This window comes from Duganella lactea (assembly GCF_009857505.1).
In the GTDB taxonomy this organism is placed as follows: Bacteria; Pseudomonadota; Gammaproteobacteria; order Burkholderiales; family Burkholderiaceae_D; genus Rugamonas; species Rugamonas lactea.
The window spans coordinates 25,807-45,081 of sequence record NZ_WWCP01000018.1 but is presented as its reverse complement, the minus strand read 5'-3'; the positions used below and the strand labels follow the sequence as shown (position 1 = coordinate 45,081).

General features: G+C 60.9%; 13 protein-coding genes. 6 read left to right on the top strand and 7 right to left on the bottom strand.

Going from position 1 to position 19,275, the window contains the following annotated elements; all coding sequences use genetic code 11:
* Window positions 1-67 precede the first annotated feature (67 nt).
* Both GTP44_RS15570 and pelA read right to left on the bottom strand, forming a co-directional pair.
* The gene (locus GTP44_RS15570; RefSeq protein ID WP_161020152.1) at window positions 68-2,974 is read right to left on the bottom strand and encodes a TonB-dependent receptor domain-containing protein; all 2,907 of its coding nucleotides are present in this window, start codon (window positions 2,972-2,974) and stop codon (window positions 68-70) included.
* 207 nt (window positions 2,975-3,181) lie between these two features.
* A complete protein-coding gene (gene pelA / locus GTP44_RS15565) occupies window positions 3,182-4,417 on the bottom strand; it encodes a pectate lyase (RefSeq protein ID WP_202424097.1) in 1,236 nt (411 codons plus the stop codon).
* A 90-nt stretch (window positions 4,418-4,507) separates the two neighbouring features.
* Here pelA and GTP44_RS15560 point away from each other — a divergent pair, with 90 nt between their 5' ends.
* Complete coding sequence (locus GTP44_RS15560) at window positions 4,508-6,079, top strand: DUF5060 domain-containing protein (RefSeq protein WP_229256935.1); 1,572 nt, start codon at window positions 4,508-4,510, stop codon at window positions 6,077-6,079.
* Here GTP44_RS15560 and GTP44_RS15555 read toward each other — a convergent pair.
* Complete coding sequence (locus GTP44_RS15555) at window positions 6,046-6,576, bottom strand: hypothetical protein (protein WP_160989893.1); 531 nt, start codon at window positions 6,574-6,576, stop codon at window positions 6,046-6,048. The genes GTP44_RS15560 and GTP44_RS15555 overlap by 34 nt on opposite strands.
* A gap of 135 nt (window positions 6,577-6,711) precedes the next feature.
* On the opposite strand from GTP44_RS15555, the gene GTP44_RS15550 reads away from it, so the two are divergent.
* A complete protein-coding gene (locus GTP44_RS15550) occupies window positions 6,712-7,332 on the top strand; it encodes a hydrolase (protein ID WP_161020149.1) in 621 nt (206 codons plus the stop codon).
* 108 nt (window positions 7,333-7,440) lie between these two features.
* Here the strand turns inward: GTP44_RS15550 and GTP44_RS15545 are convergent, their stop codons facing one another.
* Complete coding sequence (locus GTP44_RS15545) at window positions 7,441-9,672, bottom strand: NADP-dependent isocitrate dehydrogenase (RefSeq protein WP_161020148.1); 2,232 nt, start codon at window positions 9,670-9,672, stop codon at window positions 7,441-7,443.
* A gap of 256 nt (window positions 9,673-9,928) precedes the next feature.
* On the opposite strand from GTP44_RS15545, the gene GTP44_RS15540 reads away from it, so the two are divergent.
* Window positions 9,929-11,290: an MFS transporter gene (locus GTP44_RS15540; RefSeq protein WP_202424096.1), complete on the top strand. Its 1,362-nt coding sequence runs from the start codon at window positions 9,929-9,931 to the stop codon at window positions 11,288-11,290.
* A gap of 105 nt (window positions 11,291-11,395) precedes the next feature.
* On the top strand, window positions 11,396-13,585 hold the full coding sequence (locus GTP44_RS15535) for a hybrid sensor histidine kinase/response regulator (protein ID WP_229256931.1): 2,190 nt from the start codon (window positions 11,396-11,398) through the stop codon (window positions 13,583-13,585).
* A gap of 4 nt (window positions 13,586-13,589) precedes the next feature.
* Here the strand turns inward: GTP44_RS15535 and GTP44_RS15530 are convergent, their stop codons facing one another.
* The 3 genes from GTP44_RS15530 to GTP44_RS28245 form a co-directional block, all read right to left on the bottom strand.
* A complete protein-coding gene (locus GTP44_RS15530; RefSeq protein WP_161020145.1) occupies window positions 13,590-14,813 on the bottom strand; it encodes a dienelactone hydrolase family protein in 1,224 nt (407 codons plus the stop codon).
* 32 nt (window positions 14,814-14,845) lie between these two features.
* The gene (locus tag GTP44_RS15525; protein WP_161020144.1) at window positions 14,846-15,376 is read right to left on the bottom strand and encodes a thymidine kinase; all 531 of its coding nucleotides are present in this window, start codon (window positions 15,374-15,376) and stop codon (window positions 14,846-14,848) included.
* Between the two features lie 466 nt (window positions 15,377-15,842).
* A complete protein-coding gene (locus GTP44_RS28245) occupies window positions 15,843-16,070 on the bottom strand; it encodes a helix-turn-helix domain-containing protein (RefSeq protein ID WP_371867230.1) in 228 nt (75 codons plus the stop codon).
* An 851-nt stretch (window positions 16,071-16,921) separates the two neighbouring features.
* Here GTP44_RS28245 and GTP44_RS15515 point away from each other — a divergent pair.
* The gene (locus tag GTP44_RS15515; RefSeq protein WP_161020142.1) at window positions 16,922-17,320 is read left to right on the top strand and encodes a hypothetical protein; all 399 of its coding nucleotides are present in this window, start codon (window positions 16,922-16,924) and stop codon (window positions 17,318-17,320) included.
* Window positions 17,321-18,004: 684 nt separating this feature from the next.
* On the top strand, window positions 18,005-19,147 hold the full coding sequence (locus GTP44_RS15510; protein ID WP_161020141.1) for a hypothetical protein: 1,143 nt from the start codon (window positions 18,005-18,007) through the stop codon (window positions 19,145-19,147).
* Window positions 19,148-19,275 lie beyond the last annotated feature (128 nt).

The window sequence follows — 19,275 nt, the reverse complement described above, 5'->3', positions numbered from 1 at the left end:
ACCTGAAGGCAAAAAGGGCGGCTTAAAAAGCCGCCCTTCTTTTTAGCTATTCCTACCGCTTAGCCGATCAGAACTTGTACTCCACCGACAGGCGATACACGCGGCCCATCATGTCGGCCATGCTGGTGACATAACCGTTGTAGATGGTGTTGGCGGTCACCGGTGGCCATTCCTGCGTGATGTTGTTCACACCCAGCGAGATGGTGGTGTTCTTGATGCCGACATAGCGCATGTTCAGATTGTACTGGCTGTACGACTCCACCTTGGTCTTGGTCGAACCGGCGCGTGGCGTCAGGTCGGTCAGGCCGGTGTTGTAGCGTTGTGACAGGGTCGCGCGCCAGTCGCCCAGGCTGTAGTTGACGGACGCCGTGTGTTTCCAGCGCGGGTTAATCTGCGGCATGCCGGCCAGACCGGCGTTTGGACCAGCGCTGCCATAACGGCCGTCGTTGGTGATCACGCCGACGTTCTGCAGCCATACGCCATCCTTCTCGGCCTGGAACTCGTTCTTCTGATACCAGGTGCCGTCCAGCTTCACATCGAAGTTGCCGAAGCTGGCGCGCGGGAAGCGGTACGAGGCCGACAGGTCGGCGCCGCGGATGCGGGCCTTGCCGCGGTTGGCCTGGCTGGCGACGATATGGTCGATCAGGCCATCGGCATTGCGGATGATGAACGAGTCATACTTGCCCGGATTCTGCTGGATCTCGGCGATCGAGGTCGCGCCCAGCACATCGGTCAGCAGCAGGCCCCAGTAGTCGACGGTCAGCGTGAAGTCCTTGAACGGTTCCAGCCCGAAGCCGTAGGAGAAGCCGCGCGATTTTTCCGGCTTCAGGAAGCTGTTGTTCGGCGATTTGGTCCAGTAGGCAGTGTTGACGTTACACACCTGGTCGGCCGTGTAGCCGGCGCGCGGGGTACCGGTGGCCGGCACGGTCGGTTGCGAGCTTGGGCACAGCACCGGATCGTCCATCATCTGGGTACGCACTTCCGGCGTCGGATTCTGGATGTCCATGATCGACGGCGCGCGGAAACCGGTCGACACCGAGGCGCGCAGCACCAGCGGCTGGATCGGCTGCCAGCGGGTGGCCAGCTTCGGATTGACGGTGGTGGTTTTCAGGTCGTCGTAACGGTCGGCACGCACCGCGCCGTTCAGCAGGAACTTGTCGGTCAGCGGCGCATCAACTTCCAGCGTCAGCGAGGAAATCTTGCGCTCCAGCTTCTTGGCCACGCCGCTTGGGGTCTCGCCCACCAGATCGGTCTGCACCACGTTGCCGGAGGCATCGATGTTGTAGCTGCCGTCGGCTTTCTTCAGCACGTAGTCCAGCGGCGCGGCGCCGACCTTGGCCGAGTCCTTGCGCAGCTCACCCGAAATCGCCACCGTCAGATCGCCACCGCCCAGTTCCCACAGACCTTTCGACACGGTCAGGTCGACGCTCTGGTTGTAGGCTTTGTTGAGGCGGTAGGTATAGTCCAGCGCCTGGGCGTTGCGCAGGTAGTCGGCGCCGGCCGCGTCCTGCAGGCCGAACGGATTCAGGATGCCCTTGTTGAAGCCGTCCTGGATTTTCGAGTACAGCACATAGCCCTGACCGGCCGCAGTGTCGCGTTCCGAGCGGCCATAGTTCATGCCGGCGCGGTAGTCCCAGCCCAGCACCGTGCCTTCGGCCGTCAGCACCAGGCGGTCGTTGGTCTGGCGGTCGTTGCGATACGCAGGGCCGAGTTCAGCAGGTCCCCACTGGAAGTAGATGGTGCGGCCGCCCATCGCCAGGTTGCTCACAGTGCCCGGCGTTTTGGTGGCGTCGATGTACATGGTTGGCGTGGCGGCGCTGCCGTTGACCACCTTGACGGCCGGGGTGATGCCGGCCCCCGGATAAAAGCGGCTGTTGGCCGGCATCGAATAGGTGGTGAACGGATTGGACGAGCCCGGCGTCTGCATGCCGCGATACTTCTGCACGTTGAATTCCGAGTGCAACAGGTCGAGGTCGATGCGGTGGCCGCCGTCCAGATTCAGGCTGGCGCGGCTGGACATGGTGGTGATGCGGCTGCCGTCGGTGATCTGGTTCCAGTACAGCGTGTTGCGGGCGCAGCCAGGCGCATAGGTCGGGTTGGCCAGCTGGCTGTTGTTGCCCAGCGTCGGCAGCGCATACGGCGCGCCGCAACCGCTGGCAAAGGCCGGGTTGTAGTTGCTGTTGGCGGCGCGGGTGAAGCCGAAGTTGGCGAACGGCGAGGCGTTGCGCGCATCCGGCGCGATGCCCAGGCCCAGCTGACGCAATACTGCCGGGTCGTGCTGGTCGGGACGGTCACGCTGGAACAGCGCGCCCTTTTCCTGGTGATCGGCGGACACGTAGACGTTCCAGCCGTCGGTATTCAGGTTGCCCCAGCCGGCGATGAAGCCGACGCTTTTGGTGCGACCGTCGCCGCTCATTTCCGGCGTCGCGTACTCCGCCTTGACGGCGCCACCACGGTAGTTACGCTTGGTCAGATAGTTTTGCACACCGCCGATGGCGTCGGCGCCGTAGATCGACGCGGCGCCGCCGCTCAGGGTTTCAACGCGGTCCAGCGCCATGCGCGGAATCACGTTGACCGACACGTACTGGTCCTGCAGCGGCTCGTTGGCCAGGCGGCGGCCGTTGAGCAGCGTCAGAGTGCGCATCGGGCCGAGGCCGCGCAGATTGGTCACCGGACCGGCGGCGCCGGAGTTGGTGCCCAGCGACAGCGACTGCGGCTGCTCCAGCACGAAGTCCTTCAGTTCGGTATTGCCGCGCGATTCCAGATCGGCGGACTTGGTGATGCTCAGCGGGGTGGCGCCCTCGTCGGCGACACGGCGGATCAGCGAGCCGGTCACGACAACGGCGGTGACCGGCTCAGCTTCCGGTGCGGGGGCGGTTTGGGCTTGTGCCTCGGCGGCCAGTTGCAGCATCGCGCTGGCGACGGCACTGGCAAGGGCGAGCCGCCGCACACGGGTTGAACGTGGTGTATTCATTCTATCTCCTGTCGTTTTATACGGTCGATGGGCTGACCATTTTTTTAAGTGGTAGTACCAGCATCAGAGGTGGCACTACCAGTACAGTAATGTGGTCAGGCCACTTTTGCCAGAAAAAATCAACGCATGTTGCTAAAAAACCATAGATTACTTTTTTATTGCAAGTTATAGCAAGGCATGTCGCCGGGCGGCGCCGGCGCGTCAAACCTAGTGCTGGTGCTGCTTCCAGCGCGGATAGACGGCCAGCACCTTCTGGCCGCTGGTGACGTACCAGGCGTAGCCGTCGCGGCGTTCGGCGGAGATTTCCCGCACGTCGTCATGCAGGGTGCGATCGCGGTCGCCGAAGACCGGCTGGCCGGATGCCAGACTGATGTAACGCGGCCACAGCGGCGGCGCGCCGGCCTGCGCGACCAGCACGCTGCCCTGTGGCGTGTGCCGCCACGCCACATCATGCAAGGCGGTCGCCCGCAGCCAGGCCACGCCGGCATCGACGGCGGCCTGGACCTGCGGCGTCGGCGGCTCGATCTGCATCAGGAACATCAGCAGGCCGCTGCTTTCCGCGCTCGACAGCGCGTCCGGCTCGAAGTTGCGCGCGCCGGCAGGTTGCAGCGAGAGCGGATCATATTGCTGCGCCCATGCGGTCAGGCGGCCGTCGATACGGACCTGGGAAGCCAGGATGCAATCGATGGCCCGCTGCACGGCCTGGGCGGCCTTTTCGCGCAAGTCGGCCGGCACGAAAGCGAAATTGTCATTGCCCTTGGCGACATCCGACAACAGCTTGACGATGTCCACCATGGCGTCGTCGTTGTAGGTGATCGCATCGTGATAACCACCTTGCAGCGGATACACCTGCGGCCAGCCGCCATTGGGATACTGCGCGTCGAAAATGTATTGCAGGCCGCGCTGGAAGCTGGCGCGATACGGGCCGGCGGCGTCTGGCGCCGCCTGCGCCACGCGCGCCAGGAACCGCATCTCGGTGGTGGTGGCGTCGTTGTCGAACGTGCCGATCCAGTTCCACGGCACATCATCCGGCGCGCCGGTGTGGCCCGCCGCATAGGGCTGACCGGGCTGACGCAAGGCGCCGTCGCGCGCCGTGTTCTTGCTCCAGCCGCCGGCGGGCGTCTGGAAGCTGACGATCACTTCGGCGATGTGGCGCGCCTCCGCCGACGCATACCAGGCCGCAGAGCGGTTCAGCGGCATGCTGTTGGCGCCGGCCGACGACGCCGGCACGGCGGGCGCGGGACCGGCCGGCCGCTCGGCCTTGAAGGCCGCCTTGTCGGCCGCCATCAGCGCGCGCGAACGCGCCAGATACGCCCGCCACGCAGGCTGGTCGGCGACCCGCGCCGCCGTCAACGGCGCCGCCGGCACAACCGTCCCGACCACGGCGGCCTGTCCCGGCAAGGCCAGCGCCGCCAGCACGGCCAGCAAAACTTGTTTCACCATATTCATGTCCTTCCATTGTGTTGTTTGCCATAATCGCATCCTGCATTCTTTTCAACCAGAGGACAAGCAATGAGGAAAATCTTGTTGAGCATGCTACTGCTGTATGGCCTCCACCGCATGGTGTGGGCACAGCAGAGCGTGCCCAGGTACGGCATCTACGAGATCACCCTGTCCGGCCCTGCCGCTGGCAATCCATTTGCCAACCTGGAGCTGAGCGCCACCTTCAAGCAGGGCGACAAGACCTACCGCCCCGAAGGATTCTATGATGGCGAAGGCGTGTACAAGATCCGTTTCATGCCGGATCGCGAAGGCACATGGACCTACACCACGCACAGCAACTATGCGGAGCTGAACAACCAGACCGGCGCCCTGCTCTGCGTCGAGAGCAAGAACCGGGGACCGGTGCGCGTCGCCGACACCTACCACTTCGCCTACGCCGATGGTGAACGCTTCTACCCTTTCGGCACCACGATGTACGAATGGGCGTTCCAACCCGAAGCGCGCAAACTGCAAACGCTGGAGACGTTAAAAGGGACCGCCTTCAACAAGGCGCGGATGCTCGCCGTGCCGCCCTACAAGCCCTATTACGTGCAAGGGCCGACCAGGCTGACCGAGTTCCCGTTTGTCGGTACGGCCAGGGACAACTTCGACTTCTCGCGCTTCAATCCGAAGTATTTTCAGCGTCTGGAGCGCGATGTGCAACGTCTCAGCGATCTGGGCATTCAGGTCGACCTGATCCTGTTCCGGCCCTACGACAAAGGCCAGTGGGGCTTCGACACCACCAGTGACGACACCAACCGCCGCTTCATCCAATACCTGGTGGCGCGCTTCGCCGCATACCAGAACATCTGGTGGAGCCTGGCCAACGAGAACAGCTACATCAAGCACCTGAGCGATGAAGATTTCGACCACTACTTCCAGCTGGTGCAGAAATACGACCCGTATGACCATCTGCGCTCCATCCACAACGCCGACCGCCTGTACGACTACAACAAGCCATGGGTGACCCACGTCAGCCTGCAGTACTATAACGCGGTGAAAGTGTTCGGCGTCTCGCCGCTGCTGCGCGACATCTACAAGAAACCGATCATCCACGACGAGATCAATTACGAAGGCAACTCGGAAAGCCGCTGGGGTCAGCTCAGCGGCGAAGAACTGACGCGGCGCTTCTGGATCGCGCTGACCGGCGGCGCCTACGCCACCCACGGCGAGATCATCGACAACGGCTGGATCGGTGGCGGCGGCAAACTGACCGGCAGCAGTCCGCAACGCATCGCCTTCCTGCGCCAGATCGTCGAAGCCGGTCCGGCCAAGGGACTCACGCCGATCGATCCGGCCTTCGTGATGAACGCCGCCGGCAAGAAAGGCGAATACTACCTCTACTATTTTGGCGATGATCCGATCAAGGAATGGCCGTTCGTGTTGCCGGTGCGCGATCTGAGCAAAGGCATGCGCTTCCAGGTCGACGTGATCGACACCTGGAACATGAGCATCACCCGCGTGCCGGAAACCTTCGAGCTGGACACGCCAACCCGCTACACCGCCGCCGACCAACACCGGCGCGTGGTCAAGCTGCCCGGCACACCGTTCATGGCGTTGCGCATCCAGCGCATCGGCGACGCGGCCAATCAGCCGAAGGCCAAGGTCGAGGACGAACTATAAATCGCCAGCGCAATCACGCCGCCGATGACGCCATACATCAGCGCCGAAGCCGCGCCCAACTTGATGTCGATATGTGACGGCACGGCGGAAAACAAGGCCACCGCCGTCACGTAGCCGGCGCCTGCCCAGCTGAGATAGTGTCCGTGTTGAAACGCCGGCTGCATCCAATGCCCGAACACCAGCCAGGCGACCCAGGCCAGCAACAACGGCGCAAACGCGGCCGGCGCCGCGTTCCAGATATTCAGGTTTCTAAAACCGACCGAGCCCAGCACCCAGCAGTTCTTCTGTCGCTTCGGAATGATGGAAAACGAGGTTGGCTGCGCATTGACCGCCCAGCCAACCGCCGCGTGCAAGGCCTCGTGGCCGATCGTGCCGATCAAGGTCAGCAACGCAATCCCCCAGCCCGAATGGCGCGCCCAGCGCAACACGCACAACCACGCCACGACCAGCGCGGCCGAGGCAACGGCATTCCCCGTCAGCGAATGAAAAATAAGCATGAGCCATGCTCGCACGGCCGGCGCGCGCCGTCAAATCTGCCCCCAATGGGAGAACCCGGGGCTGCCACTTCAAGGGATGGTCGAACGGCGCGACGCGCCTACAATCCGCCATCATCCCCTGAATGCGAGAAAACCATGCACGACTTACTGACTCCCCAAAACTGCGCCCTGATCCTGCTGGACCAGCAGGCCGGCCTGCAATTCGGCGTGCAATCGATGGAGCGCCAGACGCTGCTGAACAATTCGGTGGCGCTGATGGCATCGGCGCTGGCGTTTGCGCTGCCGATGGTGATCAGCACCTCGGCCAGCAAGGTCTACAGCGGCCCGCTGCTGCCGGACCTGCAAGCGCTGGCGCCGGCCCATCCGGTGCTGGAGCGCCGCAACATGAACGCGTGGGAAGACGACACGGTGCGGGCCGCGATCGAAGCGACCGGCCGCAAGAAGCTGATCTTCTCCGGCATGCTGACGGAAGCCTGCATCAGCTTCGCCGTGCTGAGCGCGCTGGAAGCCGGCTACGAATGCTATGTGGTGGGCGACGCCTGCGGCGGCCTGACGCTGGCCGGCCATGACCTCGCCGTGCAGCGCATGACGGGCCGAGGCGCACAGATGACCAGCTGGCTGCAAGTGCTGCTGGAACTGCAGCGCGACTGGACCCGCCACGAGACCTACGACGCCGCCCGGGCCGTGATCGAGAAGAACGGCGGCGGCTACGGCGTCGGCCTGCGCTACGCGCGCCAGATGCTCACGCCTAAGTAAAAAACCGGGTGTCAGGTCTGACAAAAGCACACGGGCTCAACTGCTACGCAGTTGAGCCCGTGTGCTTTTGTCAGACCTGACACCGGTTTTTGACACCCGGCATTGGCTTTACGCTGCGTCGATCGCGGCGTTGAAGGTGGCGCTTGGACGCATCACGGCCGCGGTTTTCACCGGATCAGGCTGGTAGTAGCCGCCGATGTCCTTGGCCGCGCCTTGTACGCTGTTGAGCTCGTCAACGATCTTGGTCTCGTTTTCCGACAGCTGCTTGGCCAGCGGCGCGAACTTGGCGGCCAGTTCCGCGTCGTCGGTCTGCGCGGCCAATGCTTGCGCCCAGTACAGCGACAGGTAGAAGTGGCTGCCACGGTTGTCCAGCTCGCCAGTGCGCGACGATGGCGACTTGCTGTTGTCCAGCAGTTTGCCGGTGGCGACATCCAGCGTCTGCGCCAGGATCTTGGCTTTGGCGTTGTTTTCCTTGATGCCCAGCTCTTCCAGCGATACCGCCAGCGCCAGGAACTCGCCCAGCGAATCCCAGCGCAGGTGGTTTTCTTCCACCAGTTGCTTGACGTGCTTCGGCGCGGAACCGCCGGCGCCGGTCTCGTACATGCCACCGCCGGCCATCAGCGGAACGATCGACAGCATCTTGGCCGAGGTGCCCAGTTCCAGAATCGGGAACAGGTCGGTCAGGTAGTCACGCAGAATATTGCCGGTGACGGAGATCGTGTCCAGACCGCGCGACACGCGTTCCAGCGTGTAGCGCATGGCGCGGGTCTGCGACATGATGTGGATTTCCAGGCCCTTGGTGTCGTGGTCTTTCAGGTACGTCTGTACTTTCTTGATCACTTCGGCTTCGTGCGGACGGTAGGTATCGAGCCAGAACACGGCCGGCATGCCGGACTGACGGGCGCGCGTCACGGCCAGCTTGACCCAGTCGCGGATCGGCGCGTCCTTGACCTGGCACATGCGCCAGATGTCGCCCGCTTCCACGGTCTGGGTCAGCAACACTTCGCCGGTGGCCAGGTCGGTGATGTTGGCGATGCCGCCTTCGGCGACTTCAAAGGTCTTGTCGTGCGAGCCGTATTCCTCGGCTTGCTGGGCCATCAGACCGACGTTCGGCACGGTGCCCATGGTGGTCGGGTCGAAGTTGCCGTGCCATTTGCAGAAGTTGATCATCTCCTGGTAGATACGGGCGAAGGTCGATTCCGGCATGACGGCTTTGACGTCGGCGGTGCGGCCATCGGCGCCCCACATTTTGCCGCCGATGCGGATCATCGCCGGCATCGAGGCGTCAACGATGACGTCGTTCGGCGAGTGGAAGTTGGTGATGCCTTTGGCCGAGTCGACCATGGCCAGCTTCGGACGGTGTTCGTGGCAGGCGTGCAGGTCTTTGAGGATCTCGTCCTTCTGCGACGCCGGCAGCTTCTCGATTTTCTCGTACAGGTTGACCATGCCGTTGTTGACGTTCACGCCCAGCTCGTCGAACACCTTGGCGTGCTTCTCGAACGCGTCCTTGTAGAAGATGCGCACGCAGTGGCCGAACACGATCGGGTGCGACACCTTCATCATCGTCGCCTTGACGTGCAGCGAGAACATCACGCCGGTTTTGTAGGCGTCGTCGATTTCCTTCTCGTAGAACTCCAGCAGCGCTTTCTTGCTCATGAACATGGAGTCGATGATTTCGCCGGCTTGCAGCGCGACCTTCGGTTTCAGCACGATGGTCTTGCCGGAGGCGGTGATCAGTTCCATCTTGACGTCACGCGCTTTGTCGAGGGTCATCGACTTTTCGCCGTGGTAGAAGTCGCCGGCGTGCATGTGCGACACGTGGGTGCGCGACGCCTGGCTCCACTCGCCCATCGAGTGCGGGTGCTTGCGGGCATATTCTTTAACGGCCTTCGGCGCGCGGCGGTCGGAGTTACCTTCGCGCAGCACCGGGTTCACGGCCGAGCCGATGCACTTGCTGTAGCGCGCTTTCAGCGCTTTTTCTTCGTCGGTTTTTGGATCTTCCGGGAAGTCCGGCAGTTGGTAGCCCTTGCCTTGCAGCTCGCGAATCGCCGCTTGCAGCTGGCCGACGGAGGCCGAAATGTTCGGCAGCTTGATGATGTTGGCTTCTGGCTTCAGCGTCAGCGCGCCCAGTTCGGCCAGATTGTTCGGTACTTTTTGCGCGTCGGTCAGGAATTCCGGGAACTCCGCCAGCACACGGGCGGCGACGGAAATGTCGCTGGCGACCACGTCAACGCCGGCCGGCGCCGTAAACTTCTTAATGATTGGCAGCAGGGAATAAGTTGCCAGCAATGGCGCTTCGTCAGTCAGCGTGTAGATGATTTTTGGATTGTTTGTTGCCATGTTTATTCCCTCGTGATCAATCGGTGCTTGGAGTAATGCCGCCCGTTATTTTAAACCTTCACACCCCGGTTTGTGCAAATGATGCCAGTTTGCTTATGGGCTCACTTGTCATCATACAACCGACACCCGCATCGCCCTGGTGCATGTGCCTGAAAATCAACACGTTAAACGTTTACTAGCAAGCTGCAAGCAGATATCCAGTTGTATGATGTCTGATATCTGAGCTATGATCAGCGCACCACAGCAAGGAGACAGCATGACCCCGCAACAACCTCAAGCCACCCGCGTGCGCTGGACCATTCTGGCGACTCTGTTCGCCGTCACCACGATTAACTACGCCGACCGCGCCACCATCGCCATCGCCGGCCCCGAACTCAAACGACTGCTGGGCTTGTCCCCGGTGGAGATGGGCTTCGTGTTCTCGGCCTTCGCCTGGTCATATGTGCTGGCGCAGCTGCCGGGCGGCTGGCTGCTCGACCGCTTCGGCTCGAAAATCACCTATTTCTTCAGTATCTTCCTGTGGTCGGTGTTCACCATGCTAATGGGCGGCGTCGGCTTCTTCACCGGTGCGACGGCGGTGACGGTGCTGTTCTGCCTGCGCCTGCTGATCGGCGCGGCCGAGGCCCCCTCCTTCCCCGGCAACTCGCGCATCGCCTCGGCCTGGTTCCCGACCAGCGAACGCGGCACCGCGGCGGCCATCTTCAACTCGGCGCAATACTTCGCCACCGTGCTGTTCGCCCCGATCATGGGCTGGCTGGTGCACTCGTTCGGCTGGGAAAGCGTGTTCTTCGTCATGGGCGGCCTGGGCGTCGTCATGGCCTTCATCTGGCTCAAAACCGTGTATGGTCCGAAGGAGCACCCGAAAGCCAACGCCGCTGAAATCGCCTACATCGAAGCCGGCGGCGCGCTGGTCGACCTGGAAAGCAAGGACAAGGCGGCCGCCACCACCAAGCTCGACACCTGGGCCTGCATCCGCCAGTTGCTGGGCAACCGCATGCTGCTGGGCGTGTACATCGGCCAGTATTGCATCAACACGCTGACCTATTTCTTCCTGACCTGGTTCCCGGTCTACCTGGTGCAAGAGCGTCACATGACCATTCTGAAAGCCGGCTTCGTGGCCGCGCTGCCGGCGGTGGCCGGTTTCCTCGGCGGCGTGCTGGGCGGCGTGATCTCGGACCGCCTGATCAAGTCGGGCAAATCGCTGTCGACGGCGCGCAAGACGCCGATCGTGTGCGGCATGCTGCTGTCGACCTCGATGATCGTCTGCAACTACGTCGAGGCCGACTGGCTGGTCATCACCGTGATGTCGCTGGCCTTCTTCGGCAAGGGCATCGGCGCGCTGGGCTGGGCGGTGGTGGCCGACACCTCGCCGAAAGAAGCGGGCGGCATGAGCGGCGCGCTGTTCAACACCTTCGGCAACACCGCCGGTATCACCACCCCGATCGTGATCGGCTACATCCTGCAGAAAACCGGCTCGTTCTCGGGGGCCCTGGTGTTCGTCGGCGCCAACGCCGTCGTGACCATTGCCTGCTACCTGTTGATGGTGGGCGAAATCAAGCGTTTCGAGTTCAAAACGCCGGTGATGCGCAAGCTGGACGACGCCGCCAACGCCATCTGAGCGTGCACGATACAGAAAAGCCCGCGGTGCGGGCTTTTTTTTCGTGTAAATTGTCAGACTCCAACATTTAGTTCAAGAATTGCTATGCCTGCACGGCCCCGTTTTATGTTTTCCCTGCGGTACTTGCTGATCATGCTGACCGCGATCGGGTTGCTGCCGCTGGCATTGCTGGGAGCGTGGAGTCTGCACCAGGCCGGCATCTACAAGGAACGCGAGCAGGAGCGCTGGATGCTGGACCTGGCGCGCGCCCTGTCGAGCGCGGTCGACGCCGAACTCGATAGCGCGATCGCCACGCTGACCTCGCTCGGCAACGCGGCGCCGCTGCAAAACGGTGACTTGCCCGGATTTTACGCCGCCGCCAGCGCGCTGAACCGGCACCAGGCCGACTGGCTCGGCGTGATCCTGACCGACGGCGATGGCAAGGTCCTGTTGCGCACCATGGACACCTACGGCGCCGCCGCGCCGCCGCTGGCCGATCCCGCCAGCCTGCGTCAGCTGCTGGCCACCCAGCAGCCGGTGGCAGGGCAACTCACTCGCGGGCCGGGCGGCCGCCTCGCCTTCCCGGTGCGGGTGCTGATCGCCGGCGACCAGGGCAAGCTGTACACCTTGACCGCCGTGATCCAGCCCGACCGCATGGTGCGCCTGATCCAGCGCCAGCAAGTGCCGCCGGACGCCGTGATCGCGGTGCGCGATGGCACCCGCGCCGTGGTCGCGCGCTCGCGCGACCAGCAAGGCAAGGTCGGCGATGCCCCCAGCGCCTCGCTGGTGGCGCTGATGCGCCGGGCCGGGGCCGAGGGTTTCGGCAACGCCGTCACCAGCGAAGGCCAGCACATGTCCACCGCCTACACCACGCGCTCGCGCTACGGCTGGGCGGTGGTGGTCGGCCGGCCGGCCGAGGGCCTGCGCGCCGCCGCCTACGAGCGCATGGGCGTGTATGCCGCCGGCATCGTGCTGTCGCTGCTGGCCTGCTTCCTGTTCGCCTCGCTGCTGTCGAGCCGGCTGGTGGCGACCATCAGGACGCTGCAACAGAATGCCGCCGCGCTCGGTTCCGGCGCGCCGCTGACGCAGAGCCCGTCCGGCATCACCGAAATCGCCCAGATCGGCCACGCGCTGAAACAGGCCGAGCAGCTACGCGACGCCCGCGAGCAAGAGCGCGCGCAACTGCTCGATTCGCTCAACCGCGCGCTGGCCAGCCATCAAAGCGCCCTGGCGGACGCCCGCGAGGCCGGCCGCGCCAAGGATGAATTCCTCGCCGTGCTGGGTCACGAACTGCGCAACCCACTCAGCCCCATCGTCACCTCGCTCGATTTGCTGGACATGCGCGACGAGCCGACCAGCCGCAAGGAGCGCGGCGTGATGCGGCGCCAGGTCAACCATTTGCGCCGGCTGGTGGATGACTTGCTCGATCTGTCGCGCATCACCTCCGGCAAGCTGCAACTGGAGCTGCGCATACTGAATCTGGCCGACGTGGTGCGTCATGCGGTGGCCGCCACGCCGGGCCTGCAGATCCATCTGTCGGCGCCGGACGCGGTGTGGGTGATGGGCGACGACAGCCGTCTGACCCAGGTGCTCAACAACCTGCTGTCGAACGCCGCCCGTTTCGGTGGCAGCGTCACCCAGATCGCACTGAGCGCAGACGCCAGCCATGCGCGGCTGACCATCAGCGACAACGGCATCGGCATGAGCGAGGAACTGATCGCGCGCGTGTTCGAGCCTTTCCATCAGGCGCCGCAATCGCTGGCGCGGCGTGGCGGCGGTCTGGGCCTGGGGCTGGCCATCGTGCGCAAGATCGTCGATCTGCACGGCGGCCTGGTCAGCGCGCGCAGCGCCGGCGCCGGCATGGGCAGCCAGTTCGAGCTGGTGCTGCCGTTGTCGGTGCCGCCAGCGACCGAACTGTCAATGGACGGCGCGGCGGCGCATGACGGCCTGCGCCTGCTGCTGGTGGACGATAATGTCGACGCCGCCCTCTCCGGCGCGGCACTGCTGCAACTGCTGGGGCACGAGGTGCGCATCGCCCACAGCGGCACCGAGGCGCTCGCGGCGGTGCGACAGCGGATGCCGCAAGTGGCGATTCTGGACATCGGGCTGCCCGACATGAGCGGCTACGAACTGGCCACCGCCATCCGCCGGGAAGCCGGCGGCGACGCCGTGCGGCTGGTGGCGCTGACCGGCTATGGCCAGAAGGAAGACGTGGCGCGCGCCTATGAAGCGCGGTTCGATCTGCACCTGACCAAGCCAGCCAGCGTGGCCGATCTGCGGCGCGCCACCGCGCCCTTCAATGACGCCGCCGCGTAGGCCGTTAGCGCCCAGTCGCCTCAGGCACTTTGAGCGCCTGCTCCGCCATGCGGATGTCGGCGCTGATCATATGCGACGGCACGCCGTTGCGCACAGGACGCGCGGCAAGGAATGCGCGGCCGCCGGCATCGCCCTTCAGGTAGGCGTTGAGGAATTCCAGCGTATAGCGGGACGCCCAGTTGTGCGCCTGCACGATCTCCTCGCGTGAATATTCATCGAAGTCGTCGTCACCGCTGAAGCGGATTTGCGACGTGCTGAAATTGGTGTGCGCCATTGGATGCAGGATGTAGTAATACACATCCGAATACTTCATGGCGTTGATGAAGCTGAACGACACGTCATAGCTGCCTTCCAGCTGCTCGATCGTCCTCGGCCGGGCCGACAGATACAGCAGCGGCACATTGACCCGCTCCGGCGTAACGTATTTGGCCGCATCCTTGCCGCCGTTGATGTATTCCGGGAAGCCGCGCATCGAGCCATCCAGCGAAACCAGCGCGCGGATGCGCTGGTCCCTGGCGGCCGCCAGCACGTTCGCCAGGCCACCCCAGCTGAAGCCGGCCACGGCGATGCGGCCCATGTCCACCTGCGGCAGGCTGTGTGCGTAGCCGATCAGAAAGGCGATATCGGCCGCCTGCGCTTCCGCCCCTTCCAGATTCGCCTTCATCCCGCGCCCCTGGCCGTCAACGCTGGCACTGGCGATCACCACATAGCCCTGGCTGGCCAGGTATTCGCACAGCTCGGCGTTTTCATGCGCCGGTCCACCGGCGCCGGGCGCGTAGACCACCAGCGGGAACGGGCCGGCGGCCGGCGCCGCGTCACGCCGCGCCCACACCGGGCTGTCCGCTTCCGCCTGCCGTTGCGCCGGCGTCAGCGCCTTGCCGGACTGGTTGATGAGCCGCGCCGTCTTCTGTGCCACTTGCGCGTCGCTCAGGGAAAAATCCGTGCGCGTAAAGGCCGTGCCGAGATAATCGGCGTAGGTCATGCTCTTGCCGCTGCCGTTGGCCGGATACCACACCAGCGTCTGCATGGCGCGCGCCCATTCGCCTTGCCGCGGTTTGCCGGTATCGGAGTCAATCAACGGCAGAGAGGAGCGGCTGTAGTCGTATTGTTTGATCAGCTGGAAGCCGACCGGATATTTCCCAGCGGCATTCAAGTACGCATAGTGCGACGCGGCCTGCGCCGAGATGCTGGCACAGCACAGGAGCAGCAGGGAAATAAATCGCCTCATCTCGGTTCGGTTCGGTTCGGCATCCCGCCGGCTTAGTGGATTTCGCTATAAAAACAACGCCCGCATGCCTGGCGGTAGCTTTCATTGCCGCCGATACTGATCTGCTCGCCATCCTTGATGCGCTTGCCGTTCTCGTCGACGCGGATATTCATCGTGGCTTTCTTGCCGCAACTGCAGATGTTCTTGATCTCCTCGATATCGTCCGCCAGCGCCAGCAGATAGGACGAGCCGGGGAAAGGCTCGCCGCGGAAGTCCGAGCGCAGGCCGTAGGTAATCACCGGCACGCCACGCACCTGCGCCAACTGGTGCAGCTGCTTGACCTGCTCCTTGCTCAGAAATTGCGCCTCGTCCACCAGCAGGCAGGCGATTTTCTTGTCCACCACTTGCAGGAAGTCGGTGTTGGCGTCAAACACCTCGGTCTCGCGCTGCGGCCCCAGCCGGGAGGTCACCTTGCCGACGCCGTAGCGATTGTCGATCACCGCCGTGAACAGGCGCACCATCTGGCCCTGCTCTTCGTAGTTGTGGGCCACCTGCAACATGGCGGTGGACTTGCCTGCGTTCATGCTTGAGGTCCCCCCCTAAAACATACAAAGTTAGTGGCGGCATCCCGAAATTCTTTTTTGCGTTCAAACACTTACGATGACATCTCAAGACCTTCATACATACATCCTTCTACATCGTTTCGACGCCAAAACATCAACAGAATACTGTATGGCCGCGAAGGCGACTGCGGAAGGACAGATACAAAGCGCATTTGTGTACATAGACGAAGAGTGTCATTTGAACGCAATGAATTTCCCCCATCAGTGAGTCAAGTGATTCGAATGCATCCAGGGTGAAGAATTCAGCTGTAGGCCTACAAGTGGGCTACGGTTTCGTCATGGACCAACTTCAAGATTCCACGTTCGGCAGCCACTGCAGCGCTTGATTGAGCGCGAGCATTCACGATGCGAAGGTCAGCGCAAGAACACTATCGGGACGGATAACAAGGCCGCTGCCATCAATTCCATCTCTCGCCAACTTCGCACTTCAGAGAGCAAGCAACTCAGCTACATCGATTGAAAGGACGATGGCAATCTTCTCCATTGCATCGATGGACACTGATGCTGAGCTGTTCTCAACTTTGGAGATGTAGACACGCGATAAACCGGAGTGCTCTGCGACGTATTGCTGAGTGATACCGCGGACCATACGCCATCTTCGCAAATTGCTTGCAAATCTCTGTCTTGCGTCGAGGGTTTTAGGCGGCGTGCTCATTGAGCGAAAGCATGTCCGCTTTACTTTATTTTGTATATAAACTATAGTTTACAAAATTTCGCAGTATGAAAAATCGCCTTTTAAATCACGTTTTTTGTCGGTCGCGGCCGCCTTTGGCGTGGTCCGACTTCAGTAAATCATGCCAGCACGGGCCGGACTGCGACCGTTTGCCTGTTAGGAGCACCTGCTTTGACACCAAAATATGCGCGTTCTAAAACCTGGTACGGTAGACGTTTTAGACTCTGTCGCAACACCATTTCCTGGGGTCGCTTCAGCGTCGAGGATTCCCATTACTCTGAGCTAAGCGACGCTGCTAAAAGTTTGGCGAGACGCCGGTTCCGCGAGGTAAGCTCCCAAATAATTGCAGATGCATTTGAGCACTTGCTCTGCTTGCAAAAACCCGACGCGCTCAGCAGTTTCTATGCAGAGATGGAGGTACTTGCGCTTTACACATTTTCCAAGGAATCTCTCGCATCAGCCCCTGGGCATTCCGAACGTCGGGACAAGATATTGAAAGCTATTTCGGAGGCGCTAAATGTAGCGTTAACTGCCGTGGTTCAATCTGCTAGAGCAATTAGGGGAGGAGACCTGGAATTTATTTGTCTCACGCCTACTTTAGCATCTCCATACACGGCAGTATTTCGCAATGAGGTGGGACTGTTCAATGCAGTCTTTGATTCCGAACTGGTCTTGAAGAGCGTTCACATGCGCAGTGAAGAACGTAAAGTCTGGCCGCCCCTAGAAATTAGCAGTCAGCAGTCCGCTCTCATGGCGAATCTCATATAGCCCTCGTTGTCCAGCCGCTTGCAACGCAATTCGACAAACACCTGAATCTTAGGCAGAACAATTAAATGACCGGGTCGAAACGCAATTCGATTGGAACACCGCCTGCGGATTTCCCGGTTGAACCAATTTTTGCCATCGTCGGCGGCGCTCAACCGAAGCTTGCATTGTGCCGCAATGAGCAAGGCAATTATGCAAGTCCGCGTCGCTCTTCCGAAGAAGTTATGAGCCGCTTCGAAGCCGCCGACAATTTGGTACGTCAGCTCGTCATTTACTTTGAACGCAAAAAATTTCAATTCCCATCGTGGCCAGACGAAGTTCACCTGGAAAGAATTCGCCGTGGAATTGCGAACAAAGTGGCGCAAGGAAAATGGCTGTTCACAGAAGCTGAGCAGAAATGGATTATGGCTCGAGTGCGGGAGATATGCCTCAACGCCAGTTCTTCCTACCATGGTCAGAGTAAGTAATGGGACCGACTCACACGGAGGTTGACGTGCTGAGCGGTCAGTCTTCGATTGGGTCGCATCTCGAGGAGTGGACCGCCTTTTGCGATGCATCGGTTGGCTTCATAAATTCAAAGCTAGCCGAGGCGCAAGATATCTTGCGGCGTCAGACTCGCAGACCAAGCAGCGATTAGGTGTTGGTCAGCCTGGTCGCATCACACTCGAGTTTACGGGGCAAGCTGAAGATATGTTTTCTGCGAAAGCCAGTGCACTCGCAAATGTGAAGAGGGCCATTCCCACTTCGAAGCTCCTGGACGCTGACGCCAATAGCCTCGGCTAAAAATAGCTCGCCTCAATGACGCTGCATGATGCGCTGTCGTTCTGGGATGGCGAAACTGAAGCAATTAGGCGCGTCTATCGAAAAACAGCGAAGAAGTTAGGCTTTTTGTCGCAAAGTAGCGAAGTTGAGAGGTAGCAGATTTCAGTTGATGTGGCTAACTGGGTATGTCATTACAGCGTAGTGAAACATGAGGCTCGAGGGAAAGGAGCTTCCGCTCCACCAGCAATCTCAACATTAGAGAGCGATTTTGAGATATTATAAAGGCAACACTGAGGGGCTATCAAGAGCGCGTCTCTGCTTGCGCGCTGCAGAGTTGACGGCAGCTAAAAGTTCTGTGAGGGACTTTATAATTTATGGAGAGAGTTAAGATGGCTCGTGAAGACGAACTTCGTGACTACGCCAATTTGTCGCATGCTTATGCCTGGCATCGTGCAGGGATTCAAAATCCTCCGAAAACTCCTGATGAGCCCGCCTTCGTTAGCGCGCTGCTTTCCGCACAAATTATTCAGGGTATGAGAGACATACTGAGCAGGCATGCCCCGAAGGGAACAACCGTACTCACACAAGGCATCTTCACGCATCAAACTCCAAAGGTTAAGACTCCGAGGGCTCCAAATTCTGTCGAAATCGGAGACTTAATGTTTGTCCACATAGAATATGCGGGAGGCGCACCAGCCACAGGGCGAGCATTGCTGTTGCAGGCTAAAACCACCTCAACATCCCAGACCGGTTCGCTGGCTAGTGGGAATCAATCTTGGCAGTTCATGCTGTATAGGGACTGGGATAAATTTACAGGAACTTCTCGCCTTCCAAAGCAGCCACCAATGGGCACCGGTGATTGGGATTTTCACCCTACTCCCCCGGCCACAACGACTGCTCAATCGGGGTCGGGTTATATTACTATCTTCAAAGATGAAGCTTACACCACTACCGCGCACGCAAAGCAATGGGCTGCCCCCGTACTTCACGGGACGCACCATAGCGTGCTATCTATAGGTTTTCCCAATACATGCACTTGGTCAATCGGCGCCAGCCCAGGTACTAAAACAAAGCCTCGAGATGGCGTTGACTGCCCTGATGATTTCGGCAAGGCTTTTTCAGATTTTCTAGACGGTATTACGGGACGGGAGTTCACTCCGGGAACACCAGCAGCGACGGACCACTGGTCTGTTTTTGTGAACTTTATGCTCGCGGCGGCGGCAACGTCGAGCCTTCGTTACAACTATAACTCGAAGAATCAAGACATAACGTCGGAACCGAGAGGCATTACAATGAGCTTCAGTTCGAAGGTCGCTCAGAATTTCCAGACTCTTTCAACTTATCCCACCTTACATAACGATGCGACGTCCCGCATCGTATCAATAATTCTCTCTGGCGGAAATGGCAATTCGGATACGGGAGGCAATGGAACGCCAGACATGCCTATTGAGGAAGAGCCTACTTCAGGCGCTGGGCACGTGCCGATATTACTCGTAGTGACGATTAACGACGAACCCTCAACATCTGATTGAAAGGTCATCGCTGTTCATGCTCACACTGATGAGACTAGGCGTTGGCAACCATTCGAATCCATGGCCGTTTGTATGTTTTACGGGCGAAATTTAACTAGAGTAGCCAAAACGCCCGCTCAACTCTCTGA

Bases quoted from the DNA above. Each gene is read 5' to 3' on its own strand.
- GTP44_RS15535 (WP_229256931.1), top strand. From the start codon at position 11,396: ATGTTTTCCCTGCGGTACTTGCTGATCATGCTGACCGCGATCGGGTTG.
- GTP44_RS15555 (WP_160989893.1), bottom strand. From the start codon at position 6,576: ATGCTTATTTTTCATTCGCTGACGGGGAATGCCGTTGCCTCGGCCGCG.
- GTP44_RS15540 (WP_202424096.1), top strand. From the start codon at position 9,929: ATGACCCCGCAACAACCTCAAGCCACCCGCGTGCGCTGGACCATTCTG.
- pelA (WP_202424097.1), bottom strand. From the start codon at position 4,417: ATGGTGAAACAAGTTTTGCTGGCCGTGCTGGCGGCGCTGGCCTTGCCG.
- GTP44_RS15510 (WP_161020141.1), top strand. From the start codon at position 18,005: ATGGCTCGTGAAGACGAACTTCGTGACTACGCCAATTTGTCGCATGCT.
- GTP44_RS15550 (WP_161020149.1), top strand. From the start codon at position 6,712: ATGCACGACTTACTGACTCCCCAAAACTGCGCCCTGATCCTGCTGGAC.
- GTP44_RS15570 (WP_161020152.1), bottom strand. From the start codon at position 2,974: ATGAATACACCACGTTCAACCCGTGTGCGGCGGCTCGCCCTTGCCAGT.
- GTP44_RS28245 (WP_371867230.1), bottom strand. From the start codon at position 16,070: ATGAGCACGCCGCCTAAAACCCTCGACGCAAGACAGAGATTTGCAAGC.
- GTP44_RS15525 (WP_161020144.1), bottom strand. From the start codon at position 15,376: ATGAACGCAGGCAAGTCCACCGCCATGTTGCAGGTGGCCCACAACTAC.
- GTP44_RS15515 (WP_161020142.1), top strand. From the start codon at position 16,922: ATGACCGGGTCGAAACGCAATTCGATTGGAACACCGCCTGCGGATTTC.
- GTP44_RS15545 (WP_161020148.1), bottom strand. From the start codon at position 9,672: ATGGCAACAAACAATCCAAAAATCATCTACACGCTGACTGACGAAGCG.
- GTP44_RS15560 (WP_229256935.1), top strand. From the start codon at position 4,508: ATGCTACTGCTGTATGGCCTCCACCGCATGGTGTGGGCACAGCAGAGC.
- GTP44_RS15530 (WP_161020145.1), bottom strand. From the start codon at position 14,813: ATGAGGCGATTTATTTCCCTGCTGCTCCTGTGCTGTGCCAGCATCTCG.